Source organism: Caulobacter sp. RHG1 (assembly GCF_013181195.1).
Taxonomy (GTDB): domain Bacteria; phylum Pseudomonadota; class Alphaproteobacteria; order Caulobacterales; family Caulobacteraceae; genus Caulobacter.
Window position 1 is genome coordinate 378,356 of record NZ_SMZP01000007.1, and the last position, 20,887, is coordinate 399,242.

Consider the following 20,887-nt stretch of genomic DNA (forward strand, 5'->3'; position numbering starts at 1 on the left):
TAGCTTTCCTATTGGGCGGCGGCGCGGTCGAGCGCGGCCAGCGCCTTGGCGCGCTCTAGGCGCGCGGCGATGAGGTCGGTGCGAGCGGAGGTCAGAGCGCTCTGGGCGTCGAGGACATCGAGCAACGAGAACTTCCCCGCCTCGAAGCCGCGACGGGCAAGATCCACAGCGGTTTCGGCTTGCGGCAGGATCTTGCCTTGCAAGGCCTCCAGCCGCGCATCGGCCGCGACCAGCGAAGCTTGGGCGTCGCGTATCGTCCGAACCGAGCGGGCCAGGGCCAACCGTTCGCGCGCCTCGGCCACGGTGGCGTCGGCGCGCGCTGCGCTGACCGTCCCCTGATTGCGATTGAACACCGGGATCGGCGCGGAGAAGCCGACGATCAACGCGGAGTCGCCGGTCTGCTCGAACCGACGCAATCCGGCCTGGACGGTAAGGTCCGGACGGCCCACGGCCCGCTCGCGGTCGATGACCGCCTCGGCCGTGCGCCGATCGGCCCGCGCCAGGCGCAAGTCCAAGGTCTCGCCCGGATCGACCAGGGCGCGAGACGCCGGGGCTGCCAAAGACGCGTCGACCAGATCGACGACCTCGCCGGCTTCGCCCCATAGGGTCACCAGCGCCCGGCGCGCGGCGGCGGCCTCGGCCTCAGCGGCCGTGACCTCGGCAGCGGCTTCTCTACTGGCCGCCTCGGCGCGCAAGGCCCGAAGCGGCGGCTCGCGCCCCGCCTCGACCAGGGTGGCGGCGACTTTCGAGAGATCCCCCGCTCGTTCGGCGGTGTCGCGGGCCAGCGCCAAGCGATCACGACCGGCCAGAGCCTCCGCGTAGCGCACCGAGACCTCCTGACTCAAATCCGCCCGGGCGATCGAAAGGCCCAGACGCGCGGCCTCGACCTCTGCGGACGCCGCGGCCAAGCGCGTGCGGCGCTTACCACCCAGCTCAAGGCGTTGGCTGACCGACAGTGTCGTCTCTGTTGAGGCAAAGTCGCCGTACTGGCCTGACCCGGCGAAGTTCTCGGCCTGAAGGCCCGCTTCAGGATTGGGCGGAAGGCCGGCTTGACGGGCCCGGCCTTCGGCGGCCGTGACCTGCGCCTGGGCGGCGGTCATCAGGGGTGATTGGGCCTGGGCGCGCGCTAGGGCGTCGGCCAGGGTGAGCGGCTCGGCCAGGACGCGCAAAGGCGCGCCCAGGCCAGCCAGAGCCACAACCGCGCCGATGACGGCGGGCCGGGCATGTCGGAAAAACATGGAAAATCCCAGATTGCGTTGCTGACGAGGGGATCACGCGCGCGAATGCGCGGCCTTGTCAGACGCGGGGAGGTTCCGTGGGACCGTCAGGCTGGTTGGAGGGCGGCAGGCCGCTCGTCTCGGGGGCCAGGACCAGCGGGCGCACCAGCGCGACGGCCGCCATCGCGCCTATGGGCGGGGCGGCCGACAAGCCATGGTGGCAATGACCGTGGGCGCAAACCTCGCCGCCGACCTTGCCGGTCTGGGACCGATCGTCGTGGTCGCTGGTGGCAACAACCTTGCCGACGGCCAACTGCGCGCTGACAGCCGGTCGGCCCTCAAAGCCACAAAGGAGGGAATCGACGGCCGGTACGAGCGTGAAGACGACAAGTACGAGGCCGCAAAGCGCCCCCGATATCGTCTTCAGCCATGTCGCTGTCCAAGCCATGATGCGCCTATAGCTTGGAAGCTTCCAGATGAGAATGTGTTACATAGTCACGTCGGACGGCTGCAGCTCAGAACAACAGGCCCGCCTTCTGCCGCTGCCAAACCATGGTCGCAAGCTCCGACACCGTCCGATCAGCTGGGGATGGGGAACACGTCGAGAATCCGCGTTGAGCGGCCTTTGGATTTCCTTCAGCAAGATGACTGTTCCCCGCGATCGACAGCGAACTTTCTGCGGCGACTATCAAAGCGCGATCGCCCTCCCGAGCACATAGACTGCGGCGCCAATGACCATCACGGCAAACAGCCGGCGTGCCAGCAGCGTGCGCGAAGCCAGGCCGGGGGCCAGGCGCACGCCCGCGACGACGCCGAGGCCGCCGCCCCCGACTAGGGCCACGAACAGAGGTCCGTCCACGAGGCCCGAGGCGGCGTAGCTGAGACTGGTCGCCGCACCAAACAACGTGACCGACACCAGAGAAGAGGCCGCCGCGTTCGCCAGCGTCATGCCGGTGGCCGCCATCAGGCCGGGCGCGATCAGAAATCCGCCGCCGATGCCGAAGAAGCCCGCCGCCAGGCCGGTGGCCGCCCCGGCGGGAACCAGTCTGAGGGCCTTGGCGGGATCGATATGGACGTCCGGATCGCCCGGCGAGCGCGGGGCGCGGAACATCGAAAGGCCGACCGCTGCCATGGCCACAGCGAATCCGACCAGCAGATGACCTCCCGATATGGCCTTGGCAAGGTGCGCGCCGACGAGCGAACCGACCAGACCCGGCGCGCCGAAGGTCAGGGCGCAGGGCCATTTCACGCGGCCCGCCCGCGCCTGGGCGGCAAGGCCCACCGCGGCGTTGACCGCCACCGCCGCCGCCGAGGTTCCGATGGCCACATGCGCGTCCCTGACCCCTACGACGTAGAGCAGCAACGGCGTGGCGAGCACCGAACCACCGCCGCCGAACACGGTCAGCAGCAGCGCGACGACCGCTCCGCTGAGGGCGGCGGCTAAAAGGCTCGGGTCCATGGTCTCACGCCGACGCCGGACGGTTCCAGGGCGCCAGGGCTAGCAGCCGCGCCATCCCGCAGAAACCGCTGATCCCCGCGAACGTCAGGCCCGCGCCGACGAAGCCCGCCACGCCCAGTAACCAGGGCGAGACGGTCAGGCCCAGGATGACGCCGATCAGCACCAGCGATCCGGCGACGATCTGGACCTGGCGCATCATCTCCAGCGGCGCCTTGCGGTCGACCTCGACCGGCAGGCCGGCGCCGTCCCAGGCGTCGAGACCGCCTTCCAGAACGTGCACGGAACCTCCGCAGGCGGCTGCCAGCCGCTCGCCGTTGGCGCCGGTGCGCATGCCCGATCGGCAGGTGAAGATCACCTCGCGCGCGTCGGGCAGACCCAGCCCCTTGGCGTCCAGGGTCGAGAGCGGGCGCGACAGCGCGCCCTTTGCGCGGCGGCGGGCGAACTCGTCAGGCTCGCGGATGTCGATGAGGACAGCGCGGCCCTCGGCCAGGCGCTTGGCGACGTCGTCAGGCTTCAGAGGATTGAGGATCGTGGTCATGGGCGGCGTTCTCCGCTGGAGGGCAGAAGATCTCCGCGAGCGTGCCGACCACCTTGAGGGCGGCGGGATCGGCGATCCGGTACCAGAGGCTCGTGGCCTCGCGGCGCGAGGCCACGACGCCTTCCTCGCGCAGCACCGCCAGGTGCTGCGAGAGCGCCGACTGCGAAAGGCCGACCAGGGGCTGGATCTGCCCCACCGACCGTTCGCCATCGGCGAGCTGGCACAGGATCATCAGCCGCCGCTCGTTGGCCAGGGCGCGCAGGAGCTTTGCGGCCTGCGCGGCGCTGGCCTCGAACTGGCCGACATCGAAACGCGAGAGATCGGACATGAACGCCATATATTAGCTTGATCTAATTTAGCAAGACCTAATATTAAGGGCCTGCTCCTATCGGAGGCTCCGGCCATGCGACCCGACGTTCAAGCGTTTTTCGATCCCGCCACCTCCACCGTCAGCTATATCGTCGCCGATCCCGCAACACGCATGGCGGCGATCGTCGATCCCGTGCTCGACTTCGAGTCCAAGACCGGCAAGCTCTCGACCCGCTCCGCGGACGCCCTGCTGACGGCGGTCGAGGCGCGCGGGTTGACGCTGGCCTATGTGCTTGAGACCCACGCCCACGCCGATCACCTGTCGGCCGCCGACTACATCCGCGGCCAGACGGGCGCGAAGATCGTCATCGGGGCCCGGATCGTCGAGGTGCAGAAGACCTTTGTTCCCGTATTCGAATCCGACGTCGTCGCCGACGGCTCGGTCTTCGACGTGCTGATGAGTGAGGGCGACACGCTGCCGCTGGGCGAGCTTTCGATCGGCGCGCTGCACACACCTGGCCACACGCCCGCCTGCCTAACCTATCTGATCGGCGACGCGGCTTTCGTGGGCGACACGATCTTTATGCCCGACTACGGCACCGCCCGCGCCGACTTCCCCGGTGGCGACGCGCGAACCCTGTTCCGTTCAATTCACAAACTGCTGGCCCTGCCCTCCGAAACGCGGATCTTTGTCGGTCACGACTACCTGCCCGAAGGCCGCTTGGACTACCGCTGGGAGACCACAATCGCCGAGGAGCGGGCCCACAACATCCACGTCCGCGACGGTGCGACCGAGGATGCGTTCGTCGCCATGCGCTCGGCGCGGGACGCGACCCTTCCAGCTCCGACGCTGATTTTACCGTCCCTGCAAGTCAACATCCGCGCTGGCGCCCTGCCCGCGCCCACGCCGGCCGGAAGTGTCTTCCTACGCCTGCCAATTACAATCACTGAGTGAACACCCACTTGTGGCAAAAGCAGGTCTTGCCCACCGTGACGTCGAAACCCTGCAGGGCGTCTCTGCCCCGAACAGCCGCCTCCCCGGCCAGGCCTTTGGCCCAGACTTCGCACGGCAGGCGACCTACGGACGCGCGATCATGGTGATGAGCGATGCCCATCTTCGCAGCCTCGGCCTGATCAACGCACCGATGAGGATCGAGCAGAGGCCCACCCTGGGCCAAACTCCGTCCATACCGCGCGTCCGCCATCACCCCACAGTCCTCATTCCGCTTGGCAACAGCCTGATCCTGCGCCTGAAGGAGGCGGCCGCGCCGGTGGACGACGCGGCCGATCGGCCCGGCCTTGAACCGCAGAGGTCAGCGAACGAGGCAACCGCCGCAGAGCAAGAAGAGATCTCGCGCAGGCGACGGGCCTAGGATCGAGAGAGAAGCTCTCGGCGGGCTCGTCAAGGAGCCGCGCCATGAACCGCCAGCCCGCCGATCCGCGACAAGTTTCCGACACGCCCGTCGCCGGCGCCTACGCCATCGACATCACCCGAGGCCAGCGCCTGGGTCGGGTTTCCTCGGAGTGGTTCAACCGCCCCGACGACGAGCGCTTCCTCTCGCTCGGCGATCTCGAATCCGGCCACATCGATCTTGTTCGAGGGCGACTTTCCACTGGCGAGCGGTCTCAGCTTGAAGACGGTGGACATGAGACCGATCCCTTGTCGACTGTGCGTCCGGCAAGAGAACGCAACTTCACTTTCGGCGAAGCTTGCAGCCCCGACTAGGTGACCGATCGATCACGTGAACGGCCCGGCGACGACGACCTTGGCTCGCAGCGCCCCGTAGTCGCGTTCAATGTCCGCGATCAGGCCTTTGGGGTTGGTGATGTGCCCGTCCGGATCGTAGACGAAATAGATCAGCGAGCGCACATCGGGGTGCTTGGGATAGCGCCCGATATCGATCAGCGCCTCGCCGCCGGTCTTGTTGTCCTTCAGGTCTGGGCGGGTCATCTTGAGTTCTAAGGCCACGCCCTCGGCCTTCAGCAGAAAATCGATCTTGGCGCTGCCGCCCGCCGCCGTAGGGGTAGGCTCCTCCGGCCGGATGTCGTCGAAGAACAGGCCGAGCATGGCGTGCATCAGGTTCTGCACGTCGTACTCGTCCTCAACCACGTAAGCCGGGCGGTCGGCGCGTCGCTTCTGCAGCCTTTTGGCGAAGGCCGGAAAAGACCGGCAGATGTGCACGAGCTTGTCTTCAGCCGCGACCAGGGCGTCAGCCGGCGCTGACGGCGCGTGCGGCAGACCAAAATCCTCCAACTCCTGGATCATGCCCGCCAACAGCGTCTTCGCCGACATCAGTCCATCGCGATAGCGCTTGGCGCTAGGGCCATCTCCTTCGTCGCTAAACGCGAAATTGTTCCTGTAGCTGATCCCCTCAAACTCTGCTTGGTGCGCGCTATCAGGCAGAAAAATCTTATCCAGCACCGTACGCGTGCGTCGCTGCCAAGCCTGAAAGGTCGTGCCGAACCGAACATCATCGACTAGGCGATCGACTACGTCGCGTTGCGCCTTGAGATTGGCGATGGCGTCGTCGAGAGTCATGGCCCGGCCTTGTCAGGAAAATCTGCCCGCTTGCTGCGGGGCGGCGACCCTGGCCCAAGTTGGCGGTCGGAACAACGCTATTGCAGCCCCTGCTGGCGGCCCCGGGGCCCGTCAGTTGATAGGATAATCCGCGACGCTACGGACAATCTCGAACAACTAAGGACCCGACCGCCATCGTGCCGCCTACGCCACAAGGCCAAGGCATGAGCCGCACGCCGAACGCCGAACGCGTCGAGACTTCAGAACCGCTTCCTGACCGACACCGTCACGGTGCGCGGCTCGCCATAGATCAGGCTGGTGGCCGTCACCGCCGGAGTGATCGCCCCGCCGCCGGCCGCGTAGAGTTCATCAAACAGATTGTCGACGCTCGCAGACAGCGTCAGGTCGTCCCGCCCCGGCGGCTGCACCGCCAGGCCCAGGCTCGCCACGGCGAAGGCCTTCTGCTGGCCGTTGCTGTCGTGGGCTCGCTCGACATAGCGAACCCGGCCGCTCTGAAAGACGTCGGCCCACAGCGTCCAGCGCCCCAGCCGCGCGCTGTCGATCGCCCGCCACTCACTCCCCAGCCGCACGGTGTAGGGCGGGGAATAGGAAAAGCGCAGGGCACTGGGATCGGTCGGGGTCAGGCTGGCCAGCAACACCGGAATGGTCAGGCTGGTGAATTCGGCCTGGGTCAGGGTCGCCGAAGCCGAAAGAGTCAGCCGCTCGCCCCGGCGGCCGCGCCAGCCCAGCTCCAGGCCGCTGATCCGCGCGGCCCCGGCGTTGATGATCAGGTTGGGCGGATCGTTGCCCGCGATCGCGTCGCCGTCGAAGTTCTCGGCCGGGAACAGCGCCCGCTGGACATCACGCGACCAGCCTCGGAACAGCGCCGCGTCCAGGCGGTGGCGCCAGTCGCCCGCGCCGCCGGCCCACTTCAGGCCCAGCTCGACGTCGGTGAGGCTTTCCGGGGCGTAGACCTGATAGGCCGTCAGCAGCGGGCCAAAGGTCGGCGCATTGACTCCGCCGGCCCGATAGCCGCGTCGTGCCACAACGTAGAGCGTCAGGTCGGGATGGCCGCGCCAGGTCAGGCCCAAGGTCCAGGTCGGCGCCGAGGACTGAGCATGCCCGGTCTGGCCGCAGGCCGCCTCGGAAATGTCGGGCGTCGGCGCGGCGACCCGCACCTGGCAGGCGCTCGACACGTCGCGTGTATAGCGCAGGCCTCCCTCCAGCTCGAAACCGCCCCGCAGCCGCCGGGTAACGTCGACGAAGCCGGCCAGGCTTTCGCCCCGGCGGTACTGGAACTCGACCTTGGCCGGGTTGGACGGGGTGACGGCGCTGGCCCACAGGGTCTTCTGCACCCCGACCGGCGTTGTCGACATGTAGAACAGCCCAGCCTGCCAGTTGACGGTCTGATCGCTTCCGCTGGCTCGAACCTCCTGAGTGAACTGACCCAGATCGATATGGCGGACGATCTCGTTGAGCGGCAGCGGCGAGCCATCGCTGTCCAGGGCGCTGTCGAGCACGCTGCGCCGATAGGCGGTGACCGAGCGCACGGCGACTGCGCCCTCGCGCCAGTCCAGCCGCAGGGTCGCTCCGTCGTTGCGACGGTCAGAGCGCGGCGCCAGGTCGATATCGGTTTTGCGCGGCCCCCTCGCCCGCTGCAGGGCCAGGGCGATATCGATGTCGCATCCCGCCAAGCCGCAATCGAAATAGGCGGCGTTTTCCGGCAAGCGGCCGTTACCGCCGCCCGTTACGTCCGGCGGATTGGGATAGGTCCCCGACAGGATGGCCGCGCTGCCGGTTTCGCGGGCTCGAAAACCGTCCAGCACCAGCAGCGCCGAGAGCGGTCCGTCTGGACGCCAGGCCAGCGACAACCGCACGGCCGCCTGGTTGCGGTCGTCCAGGTCGCCGCCGACGCCCAGGTTCTCGACCAGGCCCTCGCGCTTGACAGCATAGAGCGCCAGCCGTGCGGCCACGGGCGTGTCGCTCCCCGTCAGGTCGGCGCCGAGCTCGATCTCGCGCAGGCGATACGAGCCTGCGGTGAACCGGGCGTAGTTCTCGCGACCCGGTTCAGTAGTGTGGATCAGCAGCGCGCCGCCCGTGGTGTTGCGTCCGAACAGCACCCCCTACGGCCCGCGCAGCACCTGTACCTCCGACAGGTCGAACAAGGGCAGGATGGAGCCGTTGTTGGGTAGCGGCGCCTCATTGACATAGGTGATCACCGACAGGGCGGAATCCCCGGCAGTGGCTCGGCGCTGACCGCGAATGACCAGGGTCGGCGTCTCGACCGAGACCTGGCCCGCCGATGTCAGACCCAAGGCCGCTCTTCGCAGAGCCAGCACCCCATCACCGCCCAGGCGGTCAAGCTCGGCCGACGAGACCACCGCCACCGAGGCCGGCACGTCGATCAGCCGCTCCTCGCGCCGTCGGGCCTGGACCACGACCGCGTCAAGCGCCTGCCCCGGACTCGCGATAGCCGGCGATGATCCGGGCACGTGGGATGAGGCCCGGGTCGGGCTGGTGGGCATAGCGGCCACGATGGCGAAGGCGCTGGCGCCGATCCGACGGGTCTCCAGGCCGCTGCCGCGCAGCAGGCGCCGCAACGCCTGGTCTGGCTCGGCCAGGGCCCGCCCGCCGGGCGAACGCAGACCCTTAACCGCCTGCGGCGAAAACAGCACATTGACGCCGGTCTGTTCGGCATAGGCCTGCAGAACGCGTTCGAGGGGACCGGCCGGAACGTCGTAGCGAAGGGGCGCTGCCAACGCCGTCGCCGCCTGGGTCAGCAGCACGGCGCAAGCCAGCGCGCCCGCCCTGCGCCTAGTCCGCCGCCGCACTGGAATCCTTGGCTGGCGAAAGGACGATCGCTCCATCAGAGCTCTTGCCCACGCTCAGGCCGTGGACCGCCGCTATCGCTCTGGCGAAGGTCTCGGGATCATCCACCCCGAAGGCGCCGCTGATCTTCAGGGCGCGAGCCGCACCGCGCACCACGATCGGCCGTCCACCCCGCCGGTTGATCTCGGCCGCAGCGGTCTCCAGCGGCTGGCCGTTCAGCACCAGGCGGCCCTCCCGCCAGGCCGTAGCGGCTGCCACGTCGTCGTTGACGACAGCGCCAAGCCCCGGCGCGGTCGTCTGCAAAATTTGTCCTGGCGCCAGCTCGACAGCCGCTCCGTCGGCAGCCTGGCTCACCCGCACCCGGCCGCGCAGCAGGGCCACGCGATAGGCGTCCGGCGCCAGATCGACCTCAAATGCCGTGCCCAGCGCCCGCACCACGCGGCCCGCGCCGCTGACCTCGAACGGCCGGCCAGGATCGTGGGCGACGTCGAAGAAGGCCCGCCCGCGCGTCAACACGATGTCGCGCCGGCTGCGGCCGATGCGGGCGGTGATCGCCGCCCCGCCATCCAGCGTCACATGTGAGCCATCGGCCAGCACCACCGTGCCGCGCCGGCCCGCTTCAGCGACATAGGTGCGCTCGGACACCTCGCTATGCGTCCTGGACCAGATCCCCGCGCCCGCCAGCACCGCAACCCCGACGACGCCGGCCGCCATCAGCCCGAAGGCCCGGCGCGAACGCCGCACGCGGCCCTTGGCGAAGGCCGCCCGGGCCTCATCCATTTCGTGGTCCAGTTCGCTCGCGGCCACCGCGTCGTCCAGAAAGGTCTCGACCTCGCTCATGGCGGCATAGGCGTCGACATGCTCGGCGTCGGCCTCCAGCCACGCGGTCAGGGCCGCTTCGTCGGCCTGGCTCCAACCAGCCAAGCGCCGGCGCTCGCGCCATCCGGCGGCGGCGTCGTAGACGTCGGCCAGGCCATCATCGGCCGGCAGGGACGAGGCCGGCGTCATGGACGGCGAACCCGGCGGGTCAGATGGGCCATGGCCCGGCGCACGTCTTTCTCCACAGTGCTGATCGACACCCCCAGAGCGTCGGCGATGGCCTGATGCCGCAGCCCGTCGATGCGGTAAAGCAGGAAGATGTGGCGCGTCCGCTCGGGCAGGTCGGCCAGGGCGCGGCGAACCTGCGTCAGGGTTTCGCGATCGATCAAGGTCTGTTCTGGCGTCGCCGGCGCCTGGGCGGCCGCCGCCTCCTCGATCTCGGGAAGGGCCAGCCGGCGCACGTGCTGGCGACGGGCGCGGTCGCGGATCAGGTTGGCGGCGGTCTGGAAAAGGTAGGAGTCGAGCCGTTCGACGCTCTCGTTGGGCGGACGTCGGGCGAAGCGCAGGAAGACCTCGTGCACCAGGTCGTCGACATCGGCGCTGCCGCCTACACGCAGGGCGATGAACCGGCGCAACATGCCCTCGTGGCGTCGCACCGCCAGGTCGACGTCGTCGGACCGGACTTGGCCGAGCGAAGCCGGGCCGAAAGTCGCCTGACTTAAACTCGCCTGGCTCGAACGCGACTGACCGGACACCTCGTTCTCCCGCTGTCGGGATGTCCGGCTATGCGAACTTGATCGCTTGACGATGATCGAACCGGTCTGCCCCCCCGACATTCCGCCAGCACGCCCGCAATTTGATCAGAACGCGCCCAATTTGCGGACAGCTTGACCAAGCGTCCGCCCCGGCGCGCGGCAGCGAAAAAAGTCGTAAGGGCGATCTCCCCTCGCCCGTCTTGCGGCCCGGAACCGAGCCACGCCCGGTCCTCAACGAAGGGGATAACAACTTGAACCGCACCGTTCTTTGCACGCTTCGCCGCGCGGCCCTGGCCACCAGCGCCCTGGCCGCCCTGGCCGCCGGAAACGCCCACGCCCAGGAGGCCGAAGCCGCCCAGCCGGCCATCGCCGTCGACGAGATCATCGTCACCGCGTTAAAGCGCTCGACCAGCCTGCAGGACACCCCGCTCAGCATCTCGGCGGTCGGCGAGACCCAGCTCAGCCGCATGGGCGCCACCGGCATCAATGACTATTTCCGCCAGGTCCCGAACCTGTCGCTCGATGGCGGCACGCCGTCCAATCGCCGCATCACCATGCGCGGCGTGCGCAGCGCCGGCGAGGCCACGACCGGCCTCTACTATGACGAAACCCCGCTGACCGGCCCGACCGGCACCACCCAGGACGCCGGCTCGACCACCCCAGACATCAACCTGTTCGACGTCGAGCGCGTCGAGGTGCTGCGCGGCCCGCAGGGCACGCTGTATGGCTCCGGCTCGATGGGCGGCACCCTGCGGGTGATCTTCAACAAGGCCAACACCAACGAGTACGCCGGCGCCGTCGAGGCCCAGGCGACCACGACCAAGGGCGGCGAAGGCGGCTTCTACGGCAAGGGCATGGTCAATGTGCCGCTGATCGAGGACAAGCTGGGCGCGCGCCTGGTGCTCTATCGCGAGGAGCGCGGCGGCTATGTCGACAGCGTCCCCCTGAAGAAGAACGACATCAACGGCTCGACCTCCAGCGGCGGCCGCCTGATGGTGACCTACACCCCAACTGAGGACCTGACGATCCGCGCCACCGCGGCCTTGCAGAACGAGGAAGTCGACGGCCAGGCCAGCTGGTCGGCCGCCGCCGGCCGATACAAGTCCGACCGCAAGACCATCGCCCAGAGCAACTCCAAGCTGGCGCTCTACAACGTCACCGCCGAGTGGGACCTGCAGTTCGCAACGCTCACCGCCACCTCGTCCTACTACAAGTGGAAGATGCTGCGGAACAGCGACTGGACCAACAACATCGCCAACAACCGCACCAGCAGCGCCGCCTGCGGCCGCTATTTCGGCCTGTCGGGCACGACCTGCTCCAGCGCTCAGCTCAGCCAGTACACCGCCTGGGCGGACTCGCGCGGCCCGGCCGTCTCCTGGCAGCCGATGAGCCTGGAAACCTGGACCCACGAAGTTCGGATGGCCGGCAGCCTGTTCGAGGACAAGCTCGATTGGACCGGCGGCGTCTACTACGAGACCCGCAAGGACCACGTCGACAGCATCCAGACCCGCGCCGACGCCACCACCGGCATGGCCGTCACACCGTTCGACGCCCTGGGCGCGCGCTACATCGACAACGACGTCAAGCAGACCGCCTTCTTCGGCGAGTTGGCCTATCACGTCACCGACGCCCTGACGGTGACCGGCGGCGCCCGCCGCTTCGACTACAACAAGACGGTCTCGGGCGCGGTGACTGTCGGCAACGTCATCTCCAACTCGCCGATCACCGCCTTCAGCCAAGTCGACGCCAGCGCCAAGGGTTGGGTCCAACGCCTGAACGTCGCCTATGAGTTCGACAAGTCGCTGATGGTCTACGCCCAGGCCTCGAAGGGCTTCCGTCCCGGCGGCGCTAACAACATCCCGGGCCTGACCAGCGGCCTGGTGGCCTTCGCCCCTGACAGCCTGTGGAACTACGAGGCGGGCGTGAAAAGCGACTGGTTCGACCGCCGCCTGACCGTCAACATGTCGGCCTACCAGATCGACTGGAACAACATCCAGGTCCAGGCCCAGGCGAACGTCGGCGCCAACTTCTTTATCATCACCAACGCCGGCGCGGCCCGCATCCGCGGCGTGGAGCTGGAAACTACCCTGCGGCCAATGACCGGCCTGACGCTCGGCGCCGCCGTGGGCGTGTCCGACGCCAAGCTTACCGAAGACATGACCAACTCGTCGGTGACGGTGTCTGGCTCGACCGGCCTGTACGGCGACCGTTTGCCCTTCGTGCCGAAGTTCAATGGCTCGCTGAACGCCGACTACACCTGGCCGGTGGCCGACGGCTTGAACGGCCTCATGCACCTCGACGCCAGCTACACCGGCGGCACGGCCTCGCAGTTCCGTCCGACCTACGTCTATTACGAGAAGGTTCCGGCCTACACGGTCGTGGGCGCTCGCGTGGGCGTCGAGGGCGATGGATGGGGCGCCTACGCCTTCGCCCAGAACCTGACCAACTCGGTCGGCCCGGTCTCGATCACCTCGGCCGCCGGCGCGCTGGACCAAGTCGTGAGCCTGACGCCCCGCACCCTGGGCGTGATGGTCCGCCGCACCTTCTGATCCCGTTCATCCAGTACAAAGATCATTTCATGAAAACCCGCATCACCTCGGCGGCCCTGACCGCGCTCCTCTGCGCCGTCGCAGCGCCCGCCCTCGCGCAGGAAGCCGCCAAGCCGGCAGCCCAAGTCGACTTCGGCAACGTCCGCCCGCCGGCTCCAACCTCGCCCTTCACCAAGCAGGCCAAGGCCCTGCTGGCCAGCAAGGGCTTCAAGACCGCCAAGGCGACTCTCGCTGTCGGCTACGACCAGACCGTCGCCGACATCGTCACCCTGACCGAGATTCCGGCCCCGCCCTTCGGCGAGGCCGAGAAGGGCAAGGCGTATCTGGCCATGCTCGCCAAGGAGGGGCTGACCGATCTGGAGACCGACACGGCCGGTAATGTCATGGGCCTGCGCAAGGGCACGGGCGGCGGCGGCCTGCTGGTGGTGGCCGCCCACCTCGATACCGTGTTCCCGGCCGGCACCAACACCAAGGTCCGCCGCGACGGCGACAGGCTCTACGCCCCCGGCATCGGCGACGACACCGTCGGCCTGGGCTCGATCCTGGCCATCCTGCGGGCCATCAACGCCGCCGGCATCCAGACCAAGAGCGACATCCTGTTCGTCGGCGACGTCGGCGAGGAGGGTCCGGGCGACCTGCGCGGCATGAAGGAGCTGTTCTTGAAGGGCCGTTACAAGGACAAGATCGACGCCTTCATCTCGCTGGAGCCCAGCGGCCCTACCGTGATCGTCAACGGCGGCGTCGGCTCCAAGCGCTACAAAACCACCTTCAAGGGCCCGGGCGGCCACAGCATGGGCGACTTCGGCACGGTCAACCCAGCCTACGCCCTGGCCGACGCCGCCGGCCAGTTCGGCAAGCTGAAGGTCCCCAGCGACCCGCGCACGGTCTACAATATCGGTCTGCTGGAAGGCGGCACCTCGGTCAATTCGATCCCGTTCGCGGTATCGATGACCGTGGACATGCGCTCGTCGGGTAAGGACGAGCTGAAGGCCGTCGAGGACGCCTACCTGGCCATCCTGCCCAAAGCCGTCGAAGCCGAGAACGCCGCCCGCTCCACCAAGCGCGGCGTCATCAGCCTGGACAACAAGATGGTCGGCGATCGCCCCGTGGGCGAGACCCCGGTCACCTCCCCGTTCGTGCAGCAGCTGGCCGCCGTCGGCGACGCCCTGGGTAAGCCGATGGGCTACGTCGCCGGCTCGACCGACGCCAATATCCCGATGAGCCTGGGCAAGCCGGCGGTAACGCTGGGCGCCGGCTTCGTGACCTTCCGCGGCCACTCGCTGGAGGAAGGCATGGAGGTCAACAAGGCCCGTGACGTCGAGAGCATCGCCACCACCATGGCCCAGATCCTGATGGCCGCCGGCGCGCGCTAAGCGACAGGACAGTCGGCGGCGCATTGCGCCGCCGACTGTTTCCGCCCTCGCCGCCACTGTCACCCCTGCAGGCGGGATAGTCGGCGGTACAGCCGGCGTATGAACAAGCCATCGGATCAACACTGGCCGTTCGGATCAGACAGCGGTGCGACTGGCCCAAGCGTCAGCGCCCAGGGGGATAAGACGAGGTGCCACCTCGGCTTGCACGCTGCAACGGTAGCGTCACGGCGCAACCGATAGGCCCGGCCTTGGACCGCGGAGGCCAGCGAACAAGGCAGCCGCCGCAGAGCAAGAGGAGATCTCGCGCGGGCGACGGGTTCAGGATCGAGAGAGAGGCTCTCGGCGGGCTCGTCAAGGAGCCCCGCCATGAACCGCCACCCCGCCGATCCGCGACAAGTTTCCGACACCCCCGTCGCCGGCGCCTATGCCGTCGACATCACCCGAGGCCAGCGCCTGGGTCGGGTTTCCTCGGAATGGTTCAACCGCCCCGACGACGAGCGTTTCCTCTCGCTCAGCGATCTCTACAGATCCGTTCGCGGCCGCGCCGAGCGGGCCCGCACGCGCGTCGTGCAAACCGCATCCCTGCGCGTTGAGGCCGGGCGCGACGATCCCGAGCGCCTCAGCCTGATCCTCCCAGGCGCCGACGATCGCATCACGCCGACCCACTGGTCATTCACCCAGTTGTGCGGTCTGGTCGGCGCGCCGGCCGGCTATCTGCGCGGCCTGCCAGCCCCCCTGGCCGGGGTCAATCTGCAGCACGGCCTGATCGATCACCGCCCTGAGCTGATCAAGACCCTGGAGGCCGATGACGGCCGTGTAGAGCTACGCGCGGTCACCGGTCCCGACTACGGCCGGATCTGGGATCACGAACTGGTCGAGGCTGTCATGCGCATCGCCGGCGATGGCACGGGCGACACCCGCTGGAAGGTTCCTGGCCTCCTTGACTGGTCGACCATGACCCACAACCCCCATGTGGAGGTCACCAAGGACACCACCACCCTCTATGCCAGCGACCGCGACGTCTTCCTGTTCCTGGTCGACGACGCCCACCCTATCGAGGCCGGCAGGCTGCCCAATGGCGAGCCGGACCTCTACTTCAGAGGCTTCTACTGCTGGAACAGCGAGGTCGGCTCCAAGACCCTGGGGATCGCCACCTTCTACCTGCGAGCCGTCTGCATGAACCGCAACATCTGGGGCGCGGAAGGCTTCCAGGAGCTGTCGATCCGCCACAGCAAGTTCGCCGCCCGCCGGTTCGCTGGCCAGGCCGCCCCAGCCCTCGAGCGCTTTGCCACCTCGTCATCCCGTGACTTCGTGGCCGGGATCACGGCGGCGCGCGAAGCCGTCGTCGCTCGCAAAGATGAGGATCGCGAGGTGTTCCTGCGCAAGCGCGGGTTTTCCAAGACCGACACCGGCAAGATCATCGCCACGGTCCTGGCCGAGGAAGGCCGCCCGCCGGAATCGATCTTCGACTTCGTCCAAGGCATCACCGCGGTCGCCCGCCAAAAACCGCACCAGGACGCGCGTCTGGAACTGGAGGCCAAGGCCGGGCGGCTGCTGGCCTCGGTCGGCTAGACCTCGGCCCGGCGATCCGGATCAGCGAGATCACGGTGATCCGGATCGCCGCTCAGCCGTAGACCCGTAGCGCCGGCGATCTGGGGCGTCGTGTTTCCGCCGATACGGATTTGCGGACACTCGCGCTTTGCGAAGACCCGCAGCTGCGGGTTTACGGGTCGGCGAGGCGGCGGATAGGCGCATGCCCGGACAAGCGGACCGCCGCTTAAGGCGGATCCGCGCAACCTCGCAGATCCGCTCATCCGCCGCCCCGCCGATCAGGCTTGTCGGCGAACGAACCGGACGCGCTCGGCGCTGGTCTCCAGGAACGCGTCGTAGCCCGCCTCGCGCCAGGCCCGAACCTGCACGTGCGCGCCCTTTGGATCGATCTCATTGGCCCACCACTGCGGACGCTGGGCGCTCTTGGGCAGCATCGCGCCGAGGATCCGCTCGATCTCGGCAAAATCCAGCTGCACGCGGTCGGTTCTCAGCCGACGAAGATGGCCGCCCAGCGGATCGTACTTGCCCATAGGCGTCTCCTTGCGCCCCGGCGCCGCCCGCGCAAAGCCGCCAAAACGCCGCGCCCAGCCCGGCCGCCCTCGAGGAAGAGGGCGGCCGAAGGCTCGTGACGGGCGTGCCGTTCGAGAAGAGGTCTCGAACCGCCCGTCATGGAGCAAGTCCATGTCCAAGTCCAAGACCCCCACCCTTCAGCTCAGCCGCTCGCGCGACATCCCGTTCGACAAGCTGGTGCTGAGCCAGTCCAATGTTCGTCGCACCAAAGCCGGCGTCTCGATCGAGGAACTGGCCGAAGACATCGCACGCCGCACCCTGCTGCAGAGCCTCAGCGTACGGCCCGTTCTCGACGAGGCCGGCGCCCAAACCGGCATGTTCGAGATCCCGGCCGGCGGGCGTCGCTATCGCGCGCTCGAGCTGCTGGTCCGCCAAAAGCGCCTCGCGCGCAACGCCCTGGTACCGTGCGTGATCCGCACCTCGGGTCTGGCCGAGGAGGACAGCCTGGCCGAAAACACCCAGCGCGCCCCGCTGCACGCCCTCGACCAGTTCCGCGCTTTCCGCCTCATGGCCGACAAAGGCCAGCCCGAGGAAGAGATCGCGGTGGCCTTCAACACCACCGTCGCCGTGGTTCGCCAACGGCTGCGGCTAGCGGCCGTCGCACCGGCGCTGCTGGACTTCTACGCCGACGACGCCATGACCCTGGATCAACTCATGGCCTTCACGGTCAATCCCGACCACGAGCGCCAGATCGCCGTCTGGGAAACCATCCAGAAGACCTACAACCGCGAGGCCTACCAGATCCGGCGCATGCTCACCGACGGCGCGGTGCGCGCCAGCGATCGTCGCGCCCAGTTCGTGCTGACCGAATACCAGGACGCCGGAGGGCCGATCCTGCGCGACCTCTTCGAGGCCGACCAAGGCGGCTGGCTGAAAGACCCGGGCCTTGTCGAGCGCCTGGTGCTGGCAAAGCTCGAGCGCGCGGCCGAACGGGTGCGGGCCGAGGGCTGGAAGTGGGTCGAGACCGCCATCGACTTTCCTTACGGCCACACCTACGGCCTGCGTCGCCTCGACGGCGAACCCGCCCCGATGGACGAGGCCGAGACCGCCACGCTCGCCGCGCTCAAGGCCGAGTACGAAGGCCTCGAAGAAGCCCACGACGGGGCGGCCGACTATCCCGAAGCCGTCGACCAGCGTCTGGGCGAAATCGAGACTGCCATGGACGCTATCCGAGCCCGCCCGACCTGCTACTCGGGTGAAGAACTGGCGATCGGCGGCGTCTTCGTCAGCCTTGCCCCGGACGGCCAGCTACGCCTCGAGCGGGGCTTCGTGCTGCCCGAGGACGAGCCTCCGATGGTTGGCGAAGATCCCGAGCCGGGCAAAGGCGACAGCGTCGACGACGAGGCGGCGTCCGATGAGGCCGCACCCGACGATGACCCGGCCGCCGAGCGCGAGGAGGACGCCGATCCGGGCCGCCCCCTGCCCGATCGGCTGATCACCGAGATGACCGTTCACCGCACGGTCGCTCTGCGCCAGGCCCTGGCCGAAGCGCCCGACGTCGCTTTCCTGGCGGCCCTGCATGTCCTGGCGCTGCAGGTGTTTAGCCGCGGCGCCTACGACTCCTGTCTGGAGATCAGCGCCAAAAGCGTCAGCTTCGCCATCCAGCCTTCGAACCTGGCCGAAACCCCGTGCGCCATGGCGCTGGAGACCCGGCGCGAGGCCTGGGCCAAGCGCCTGCCGGCCGATCCGGGGCGGATGTGGGAGACTGTGGTCGCGCTGGACCCGGCCGAACGCTGGGCGCTGTTTGCGCTGTGCGTCGGCCTCACGGTCAACGCCACCAGCGAGGCCTGGAACCGCCGCCCCCGCGCCCTGGCGCACGCCGACGATCTGGCCCAGGCCCTGTCGCTGGACATGGTCGCGGCCGGCTGGGCGCCCACCGCCGAGACTTTTCTGAGCCGCCTGACCAAGGCTCAGATCGTCCAGGTGGTGACCGAGGCCAAGGGTGCGCCCTCGGTCGAACCGCTGGCGGGCCTGAAGAAGGACGAGATGGTCGCCACGGCTGCGGAGACCATGGCCGGCAGCAACTGGCTGCCCAAGGTCCTGCGCACGCGCGCCGCTTCGCCGGAGGGTGAAGCGGCGGCTCTGGAGGGCGCAACGGCCGTGGGCTCCGAGACGCCATCGAGCGATCCTGATGACCGGTCGGCCGCCCCCCACGTCTTGGCCGCCGAATAGGTCCGACGCACCCCACCCACGGACCTGACTTTGGACCCGCCGCCACCCCGGCGGGTCCCTTTTTCTCTTTTCGGGAGGCGTCGATGACGCTCACCGCCGCCGACCTGGCGCGCCGCCTGGCCGATCGCGCCGAAACCGTCTGCCGCCACTATCTCTCCAATGGCCGTCGCGAAGGCGCCTACTGGCTCGTGGGCGACGTCGATAACGCACCGGGGCGCAGCCTCTATGTTCGCCTGACGGGCCCGCCATCAGGTCGCGGCGCTCAGGGACGCTGGATGGACGCGGCCACCGGCCAGCATGGCGACCTCCTCGACCTCATCGGACTGAGCCTCGGACACACCCGGCTTGGCGAAACCCTCGACGAGGCGCGCCGATGGCTGGCCTTGCCCGACGACCTTGCCGGCGGCGAGCCCAACCCTCGCCCCTCGCGGCGTCGCTCGCACGGGTCGAGCGAACGGGCCGCGCGCCGCCTCTACGCCATGGCCTCGCCGCTACTGGGCACCCTCGGCGAAACCTATCTTCACGCCCGAGGCCTTGACGCCCGACGCGCCGCCGCCACGCTCCGCTTTCACTCCGGCTGCTATTATCGGCCCGCGAGCACCGACGCCCCAGACACCGCGACGGCCTGGCCGGCGATCATCGCACCGGTGACCGATCTGGCCGGACGCCAGACCGGAGCCCACCGCACCTGGCTCGATCGGCAAGGGCGCGGCAAAGCGCCCATCGCCACGCCCCGGCGCGCGATGGGCGCCCTCGCCGGCGGGGGCGTCCGCTTCGGCGTGGCGCAGGACGTCCTGGCCGCGGGCGAAGGGCTCGAGACCATACTGTCGCTGGGCGACCTAGCCCCCGCCCTTCCGCTCGTCGCCGCACTCTCCTCGGCGCACCTGGCCGCCCTGGCGCTGCCGTCTTCGCTTCGGCGCCTCTATGTCGTCGTCGACCCTGATCCGGCCGGCCGCGCGGCCGCGCTCGCCCTGGCCCAGCGCGCCGGGGCGGCGGGAATCCAGACGCGCGCCCTAGGCTCGGACGTGGACGACCTCAACGACGCCTTGCGCCGCATGGGTCCACGCGCCCTGACCGCCCACCTCGCCTCGCAGATCGCCCCCGAGGACCTCACCCGCTTCTTGCCACGCGTCTAGACGCCGCCCCCAGCGCCCGGTTGGCCGTGGAAGGGTTCGGGCGGGCGCCCGCCGGACGTTGGACCATGCCGCGGCCTCCCGGCGAGACCAGGCCACGCCCACGGCCTTCTAGAGGGCGATCTAGGCGGGCGACGTCGACGGCGCGCAACGCCGGAGCGGGACTGTTTTCCGCCGCCGAGCAGAGCTCGGCTTTGCATCGCCAGACAAAACAGTCCCGCCCCGGCGTCCTCCGCTGCGCTCCGGCCGCAAGCGGTGCCCGCCGCCGCCGCCGCCCGAGAGGGATCGCCACGAAGGCCGCGATGGGCGCGGCCTGATCCCCCAGGAGGACGCCGCCATGGCCCTCGATCCCGGCTTCGACACACCCGAACCCTTCCACGGCCAATCGGCCACCGGCTATGCGCTCGACGCGTTGGCCCTCTTCGGCTCGCCGCCCCTCGACGCCGACAGCGATCCTCGCCCGCCGGCAGACCCCTTGGCCCTTACCGGCGCCGCAGCCGACGTCTTCGACGCCCTCGTCGCCACGCTCAGCGACACGCGCCTGGAGCCCCTCCTGCCCGAACTGCTCTGGTCTGCGGTCGATCTCTTTCACCGCGCCGCCGACCGGCTGCAGCGCCGCCTGGACGACAACGAGGACGCCCAGAAGCTCAGCCAGCAACGCCAGGACGGCTCGGAGGTCGCCTCCGTCGAGCTCGAACGGCTCCTCGCCGAAGGCCAGCGGCTCCTCGACCAGCGCGATGGCCTCGAGCATCTTCGCGACGCGGCGGCGGCCGAATTCCTGCGCCACACCGGCGCGGGCTGGACGCCCAGGGCCGGCTCGCGCGTCAACCGCGCCGCCCTGACCGCGACAATGATCGACAGCCGCGACTTCCTGGCCGCTCGACGACGCGCCGAGACCCAAGTCCTGGCGCCACCCGGCCCGAAGATCGCTTTCACCGGCGGCTCGACCTGCAACGACCACGCCCGGATCTGGGAGGCGCTAGATGTCGAAGCTATGAAGGTTGTTCACCCGGAGGCGGGCTTGAACGAAGCTGGGGTTGCGACACTCCACTTCCAGAGCCGGAAGCCCCCGGATGAACATCCATCACAATGCCC

General features: G+C 68.8%; 19 protein-coding genes. 9 read left to right on the forward strand and 10 right to left on the reverse strand.

The genetic code is table 11. From position 1 onward, the window contains the following. Nucleotides 1-8: 8 nt before the first annotated feature. The 4 genes from E1H18_RS20215 to E1H18_RS20230 form a co-directional block, all read right to left on the reverse strand. Nucleotides 9-1,238, reverse strand: coding sequence for a TolC family protein (locus E1H18_RS20215; protein WP_172271801.1), 1,230 nt, complete (start codon nucleotides 1,236-1,238; stop codon nucleotides 9-11). A gap of 667 nt (nucleotides 1,239-1,905) precedes the next feature. Further along, nucleotides 1,906-2,676: a sulfite exporter TauE/SafE family protein gene (locus tag E1H18_RS20220; protein ID WP_172271803.1), complete on the reverse strand. Its 771-nt coding sequence runs from the start codon at nucleotides 2,674-2,676 to the stop codon at nucleotides 1,906-1,908. A gap of 4 nt (nucleotides 2,677-2,680) precedes the next feature. Beyond that, nucleotides 2,681-3,214, reverse strand: coding sequence for a rhodanese family protein (locus E1H18_RS20225; protein ID WP_172271805.1), 534 nt, complete (start codon nucleotides 3,212-3,214; stop codon nucleotides 2,681-2,683). Further along, on the reverse strand, nucleotides 3,183-3,542 hold the full coding sequence (locus tag E1H18_RS20230; protein ID WP_172271807.1) for a helix-turn-helix transcriptional regulator: 360 nt from the start codon (nucleotides 3,540-3,542) through the stop codon (nucleotides 3,183-3,185). The genes E1H18_RS20225 and E1H18_RS20230 overlap by 32 nt, the downstream gene beginning before the upstream one ends. Nucleotides 3,543-3,617: 75 nt before the next feature. Here E1H18_RS20230 and E1H18_RS20235 point away from each other — a divergent pair, with 75 nt between their 5' ends. From E1H18_RS20235 to E1H18_RS26530, 3 genes are all read left to right on the forward strand, one after another. Beyond that, on the forward strand, nucleotides 3,618-4,478 hold the full coding sequence (locus tag E1H18_RS20235; protein WP_172271809.1) for an MBL fold metallo-hydrolase: 861 nt from the start codon (nucleotides 3,618-3,620) through the stop codon (nucleotides 4,476-4,478). A 139-nt stretch (nucleotides 4,479-4,617) separates the two neighbouring features. Then, on the forward strand, nucleotides 4,618-4,896 hold the full coding sequence (locus tag E1H18_RS20240; RefSeq protein WP_206679104.1) for a hypothetical protein: 279 nt from the start codon (nucleotides 4,618-4,620) through the stop codon (nucleotides 4,894-4,896). Nucleotides 4,897-4,940: 44 nt separating this feature from the next. Continuing rightward, nucleotides 4,941-5,249 carry a hypothetical protein gene (locus tag E1H18_RS26530; RefSeq protein WP_206679105.1) on the forward strand — a complete coding sequence of 103 codons (309 nt, stop codon included), beginning with the start codon at nucleotides 4,941-4,943 and terminating at the stop codon, nucleotides 5,247-5,249. A 12-nt stretch (nucleotides 5,250-5,261) separates the two neighbouring features. On the opposite strand, the gene E1H18_RS20250 is transcribed toward E1H18_RS26530, so the two are convergent. From E1H18_RS20250 to E1H18_RS20270, 5 genes are all read right to left on the reverse strand, one after another. Then, entirely contained in the window at nucleotides 5,262-6,062 is an 801-nt protein-coding gene (locus E1H18_RS20250; protein WP_172271813.1) for a hypothetical protein, read from the reverse strand. Between the two features lie 239 nt (nucleotides 6,063-6,301). Further along, the gene (locus tag E1H18_RS20255; protein ID WP_172271815.1) at nucleotides 6,302-8,161 is read right to left on the reverse strand and encodes a TonB-dependent receptor domain-containing protein; all 1,860 of its coding nucleotides are present in this window, start codon (nucleotides 8,159-8,161) and stop codon (nucleotides 6,302-6,304) included. Nucleotides 8,162-8,164: 3 nt separating this feature from the next. After that, nucleotides 8,165-8,827 carry a TonB-dependent receptor plug domain-containing protein gene (locus E1H18_RS20260; protein ID WP_172271817.1) on the reverse strand — a complete coding sequence of 221 codons (663 nt, stop codon included), beginning with the start codon at nucleotides 8,825-8,827 and terminating at the stop codon, nucleotides 8,165-8,167. A gap of 28 nt (nucleotides 8,828-8,855) precedes the next feature. Further along, the gene (locus E1H18_RS20265) at nucleotides 8,856-9,878 is read right to left on the reverse strand and encodes a FecR family protein (protein ID WP_172271819.1); all 1,023 of its coding nucleotides are present in this window, start codon (nucleotides 9,876-9,878) and stop codon (nucleotides 8,856-8,858) included. After that, nucleotides 9,875-10,444 carry a sigma-70 family RNA polymerase sigma factor gene (locus E1H18_RS20270; RefSeq protein WP_172271821.1) on the reverse strand — a complete coding sequence of 190 codons (570 nt, stop codon included), beginning with the start codon at nucleotides 10,442-10,444 and terminating at the stop codon, nucleotides 9,875-9,877. The genes E1H18_RS20265 and E1H18_RS20270 overlap by 4 nt, the downstream gene beginning before the upstream one ends. Nucleotides 10,445-10,695: 251 nt before the next feature. Between E1H18_RS20270 and E1H18_RS20275 the strand changes: the two genes are divergently transcribed. From E1H18_RS20275 to E1H18_RS20285, 3 genes are all read left to right on the forward strand, one after another. Next, the gene (locus E1H18_RS20275; RefSeq protein WP_172271823.1) at nucleotides 10,696-12,993 is read left to right on the forward strand and encodes a TonB-dependent receptor; all 2,298 of its coding nucleotides are present in this window, start codon (nucleotides 10,696-10,698) and stop codon (nucleotides 12,991-12,993) included. A 29-nt stretch (nucleotides 12,994-13,022) separates the two neighbouring features. Beyond that, nucleotides 13,023-14,366, forward strand: coding sequence for a M20/M25/M40 family metallo-hydrolase (locus E1H18_RS20280; protein WP_172271825.1), 1,344 nt, complete (start codon nucleotides 13,023-13,025; stop codon nucleotides 14,364-14,366). A 366-nt stretch (nucleotides 14,367-14,732) separates the two neighbouring features. After that, the gene (locus E1H18_RS20285) at nucleotides 14,733-15,938 is read left to right on the forward strand and encodes a DUF932 domain-containing protein (protein ID WP_172271827.1); all 1,206 of its coding nucleotides are present in this window, start codon (nucleotides 14,733-14,735) and stop codon (nucleotides 15,936-15,938) included. A 257-nt stretch (nucleotides 15,939-16,195) separates the two neighbouring features. Here E1H18_RS20285 and E1H18_RS20290 read toward each other — a convergent pair whose 3' ends face one another. Continuing rightward, nucleotides 16,196-16,447, reverse strand: a complete 252-nt coding sequence (locus E1H18_RS20290) for a hypothetical protein (RefSeq protein WP_172271829.1) — start codon at nucleotides 16,445-16,447, stop codon at nucleotides 16,196-16,198. 151 nt (nucleotides 16,448-16,598) lie between these two features. Here E1H18_RS20290 and E1H18_RS20295 point away from each other — a divergent pair, with 151 nt between their 5' ends. The 3 genes from E1H18_RS20295 to E1H18_RS20305 all read left to right on the forward strand — a co-directional run. Then, nucleotides 16,599-18,659 (forward strand): ParB/RepB/Spo0J family partition protein, encoded by a 2,061-nt coding sequence (locus tag E1H18_RS20295; RefSeq protein ID WP_172271831.1) that lies wholly within the window; start codon nucleotides 16,599-16,601, stop codon nucleotides 18,657-18,659. 83 nt (nucleotides 18,660-18,742) lie between these two features. Then, nucleotides 18,743-19,795 carry a toprim domain-containing protein gene (locus tag E1H18_RS20300; protein ID WP_172271833.1) on the forward strand — a complete coding sequence of 351 codons (1,053 nt, stop codon included), beginning with the start codon at nucleotides 18,743-18,745 and terminating at the stop codon, nucleotides 19,793-19,795. Nucleotides 19,796-20,129: 334 nt separating this feature from the next. Further along, nucleotides 20,130-20,887 (forward strand): hypothetical protein (locus E1H18_RS20305; RefSeq protein WP_172271835.1); only part of this gene is annotated, 758 nt, incomplete at its 3' end.

Bases quoted from the DNA above. Each gene is read 5' to 3' on its own strand.
- E1H18_RS20215 (WP_172271801.1), bottom strand. From the start codon at position 1,238: ATGTTTTTCCGACATGCCCGGCCCGCCGTCATCGGCGCGGTTGTGGCT.
- E1H18_RS20220 (WP_172271803.1), bottom strand. From the start codon at position 2,676: ATGGACCCGAGCCTTTTAGCCGCCGCCCTCAGCGGAGCGGTCGTCGCG.
- E1H18_RS20225 (WP_172271805.1), bottom strand. From the start codon at position 3,214: ATGACCACGATCCTCAATCCTCTGAAGCCTGACGACGTCGCCAAGCGC.
- E1H18_RS20230 (WP_172271807.1), bottom strand. From the start codon at position 3,542: ATGTCCGATCTCTCGCGTTTCGATGTCGGCCAGTTCGAGGCCAGCGCC.
- E1H18_RS20235 (WP_172271809.1), top strand. From the start codon at position 3,618: ATGCGACCCGACGTTCAAGCGTTTTTCGATCCCGCCACCTCCACCGTC.
- E1H18_RS20240 (WP_206679104.1), top strand. From the start codon at position 4,618: ATGGTGATGAGCGATGCCCATCTTCGCAGCCTCGGCCTGATCAACGCA.
- E1H18_RS26530 (WP_206679105.1), top strand. From the start codon at position 4,941: ATGAACCGCCAGCCCGCCGATCCGCGACAAGTTTCCGACACGCCCGTC.
- E1H18_RS20250 (WP_172271813.1), bottom strand. From the start codon at position 6,062: ATGACTCTCGACGACGCCATCGCCAATCTCAAGGCGCAACGCGACGTA.
- E1H18_RS20265 (WP_172271819.1), bottom strand. From the start codon at position 9,878: ATGACGCCGGCCTCGTCCCTGCCGGCCGATGATGGCCTGGCCGACGTC.
- E1H18_RS20280 (WP_172271825.1), top strand. From the start codon at position 13,023: ATGAAAACCCGCATCACCTCGGCGGCCCTGACCGCGCTCCTCTGCGCC.
- E1H18_RS20285 (WP_172271827.1), top strand. From the start codon at position 14,733: ATGAACCGCCACCCCGCCGATCCGCGACAAGTTTCCGACACCCCCGTC.
- E1H18_RS20290 (WP_172271829.1), bottom strand. From the start codon at position 16,447: ATGGGCAAGTACGATCCGCTGGGCGGCCATCTTCGTCGGCTGAGAACC.
- E1H18_RS20295 (WP_172271831.1), top strand. From the start codon at position 16,599: ATGTCCAAGTCCAAGACCCCCACCCTTCAGCTCAGCCGCTCGCGCGAC.
- E1H18_RS20300 (WP_172271833.1), top strand. From the start codon at position 18,743: ATGACGCTCACCGCCGCCGACCTGGCGCGCCGCCTGGCCGATCGCGCC.